Genomic DNA, 3213 nt, shown 5'->3' with positions numbered 1-3213 from the left:
GTGTTACCGCCGTGAAAGGGCGGTGTCTTAACCACTTGACCAACGGGCCAAATATTATAAATTCCTTATGGCGGAGAGCAAGGGATTCGAACCCTTGATACGCTTGTGACGTATACACGATTTCCAATCGTGCTCCTTCGGCCAACTCGGACAGCTCTCCACATGGCTCCGCAGGTAGGAATCGAACCTACGACCGATCGGTTAACAGCCGATAGCTCTACCACTGAGCTACTGCGGAATAATATTGCCTGGCAACGTCCTACTCTCACAGGGACAAAGTCCCAACTACCATTGGCGCTAAAGAGCTTAACTTCCGTGTTCGGTATGGGAACGGGTGTGACCTCTTCGCTATCGCCACCAAACCTGATGGAGAGAATGTTCTCTCAAAACTAGATAACAATGTTCATTTTTCACATTAGAATATAGGTTAAGTCCTCGATCTATTAGTATCCGTCAGCTCCACATGTCACCACGCTTCCACCTCAGACCTATCAACCTGATCATCTTTCAGGGATCTTACTAGCTTGCGCTATGGGAAATCTCATCTTGAGGGGGGCTTCATGCTTAGATGCTTTCAGCACTTATCCCGTCCGCACATAGCTACCCAGCGATGCCCTTGGCAGAACAACTGGTACACCAGCGGTGCGTCCATCCCGGTCCTCTCGTACTAAGGACAGCTCCTCTCAAATTTCCTACGCCCACGACGGATAGGGACCGAACTGTCTCACGACGTTCTGAACCCAGCTCGCGTACCGCTTTAATGGGCGAACAGCCCAACCCTTGGGACCGACTACAGCCCCAGGATGCGATGAGCCGACATCGAGGTGCCAAACCTCCCCGTCGATGTGGACTCTTGGGGGAGATAAGCCTGTTATCCCCGGGGTAGCTTTTATCCGTTGAGCGATGGCCCTTCCATGCGGAACCACCGGATCACTAAGCCCGACTTTCGTCCCTGCTCGACTTGTAGGTCTCGCAGTCAAGCTCCCTTGTGCCTTTACACTCTGCGAATGATTTCCAACCATTCTGAGGGAACCTTTGGGCGCCTCCGTTACACTTTAGGAGGCGACCGCCCCAGTCAAACTGCCCACCTGACACTGTCTCCCGGGTCGATAAGACCCGTAGGTTAGAATTTCAATACAGTCAGGGCGGTATCCCACCGACGCCTCCACCGAAGCTAGCGCTCCGGTTTCAAAGGCTCCCGCCTATCCTGTACAAACTGTACCAAAATTCAATATCAGGCTACAGTAAAGCTCCACGGGGTCTTTCCGTCCTGTCGCGGGTAACCTGCATCTTCACAGGTACTATAATTTCACCGAGTCTCTCGTTGAGACAGTGCCCAGATCGTTACGCCTTTCGTGCGGGTCGGAACTTACCCGACAAGGAATTTCGCTACCTTAGGACCGTTATAGTTACGGCCGCCGTTTACTGGGGCTTCAATTCGCACCTTCGCTTACGCTAAGCGCTCCTCTTAACCTTCCAGCACCGGGCAGGCGTCAGCCCCTATACTTCGCCTTACGGCTTCGCAGAGAGCTGTGTTTTTGCTAAACAGTCGCTTGGGCCTATTCACTGCGGCTTTCCGTTAAGAAAGCACCCCTTCTCCCGAAGTTACGGGGTCATTTTGCCGAGTTCCTTAACCAGAGTTCTCTCGCACACCTTAGGATTCTCTCCTCGCCTACCTGTGTCGGTTTGCGGTACAGGCACCTTTTATCTCGCTAGAAGCTTTTCTTGGCAGCGGGGAATCAAAGACTTCGCTCCATAAGGAGCTTCCCCATCACAGCTCAGCCTTCACGATAAGCGGATTTGCCTACTTATCAGCCTAACTGCTTGGACGTGCACAACCAATCGCACGCTTCTTCTATCCTTCTGCGTCCCTCCATTGCTCAAACGATAAAGAGGTGGTACAGGAATATCAACCTGTTGTCCATCGCCTACGCCTGTCGGCCTCGGCTTAGGTCCTGACTAACCCTGAGCGGACGAGCCTTCCTCAGGAAACCTTAGGCATTCGGTGGACGGGATTCTCACCCGTCTTTCGCTACTCATACCGGCATTCTCACTTCTAAGCGCTCCACCAGTCCTTCCGGTCTGACTTCACTGCACTTAGAACGCTCCCCTACCACTGATACCATTGGTATCAATTCGCAGCTTCGGTGGTGTATTTAGCCCCGGTACATTTTCGGCGCAGAGTCACTCGACTAGTGAGCTATTACGCACTCTTTAAATGGTGGCTGCTTCTAAGCCAACATCCTAGTTGTCTAAGCAACTCCACATCCTTTTCCACTTAATACACACTTTGGGACCTTAGCTGGCGGTCTGGGCTGTTTCCCTTTTGACTACGGATCTTATCACTCGCAGTCTGACTCCTAAGGATAAGTCATTGGCATTCGGAGTTTGACTGAATTCGGTAATCCGATGAGGACCCCTAGTCCAATCAGTGCTCTACCTCCAAGACTCTTACACTTAAGGCTAGCCCTAAAGCTATTTCGGGGAGAACCAGCTATCTCCAGGTTCGATTGGAATTTCTCCGCTACCCACACCTCATCCCCGCACTTTTCAACGTGCGTGGGTTCGGGCCTCCATTCAGTGTTACCTGAACTTCACCCTGGACATGGGTAGATCACCTGGTTTCGGGTCTACGACCACGTACTAAACGCCCTATTCAGACTCGCTTTCGCTGCGGCTCCGCCTCTTCAGCTTAACCTTGCACGGGATCGTAACTCGCCGGTTCATTCTACAAAAGGCACGCCATCACCCATTAACGGGCTCTGACTATTTGTAGGCACACGGTTTCAGGATCTATTTCACTCCCCTTCCGGGGTGCTTTTCACCTTTCCCTCACGGTACTGGTTCACTATCGATCACTAGGGAGTATTTAGCCTTGGGAGATGGTCCTCCCAGATTCCGACGGAATTTCACGTGTTCCGCCGTACTCAGGATACATTCAAGAGAGAACGAAGTTTCGACTACAGGGTTGTTACCTTCTGTGACGGACCTTTCCAGGTCGCTTCGTCTACCTCGTTCCTTTGTAACTCCGTATAGAATGTCCTACAACCCCAAGAGGCAAGCCTCTTGGTTTGGGCTAGATTCCGTTTCGCTCGCCGCTACTCAGGAAATCGCATTTGCTTTCTCTTCCTCCAGGTACTTAGATGTTTCAGTTCCCTGGGTCTGTCTTCCATACCCTATGTATTCAGGTAAGGATACCATACCATTACGTAT

General features: G+C 51.6%; 2 tRNA genes and 2 rRNA genes. All 4 read right to left on the bottom strand.

Annotated elements, in window-relative coordinates:
• Positions 1–68: 68 nt before the first annotated feature.
• A tRNA-Ser gene (locus ACFV6X_RS35445) sits at positions 69–160 on the bottom strand.
• A 3-nt stretch (positions 161–163) separates the two neighbouring features.
• Positions 164–238 (bottom strand) — tRNA-Asn (locus ACFV6X_RS35440).
• An 8-nt stretch (positions 239–246) separates the two neighbouring features.
• Positions 247–362, bottom strand: a 5S ribosomal RNA gene (gene rrf, locus ACFV6X_RS35435).
• 61 nt (positions 363–423) lie between these two features.
• Positions 424–3213, bottom strand: a 23S ribosomal RNA gene (locus tag ACFV6X_RS35430); the annotation flags it as partial.

This window comes from Streptomyces sp. NPDC059861, assembly GCF_042731435.1.
Lineage (GTDB): Bacteria > Actinomycetota > Actinomycetes > Streptomycetales > Streptomycetaceae > Streptomyces.
The sequence above is the reverse complement of the archived record's forward strand: the minus strand, read 5'-3'. Positions and strand labels throughout refer to the sequence as shown.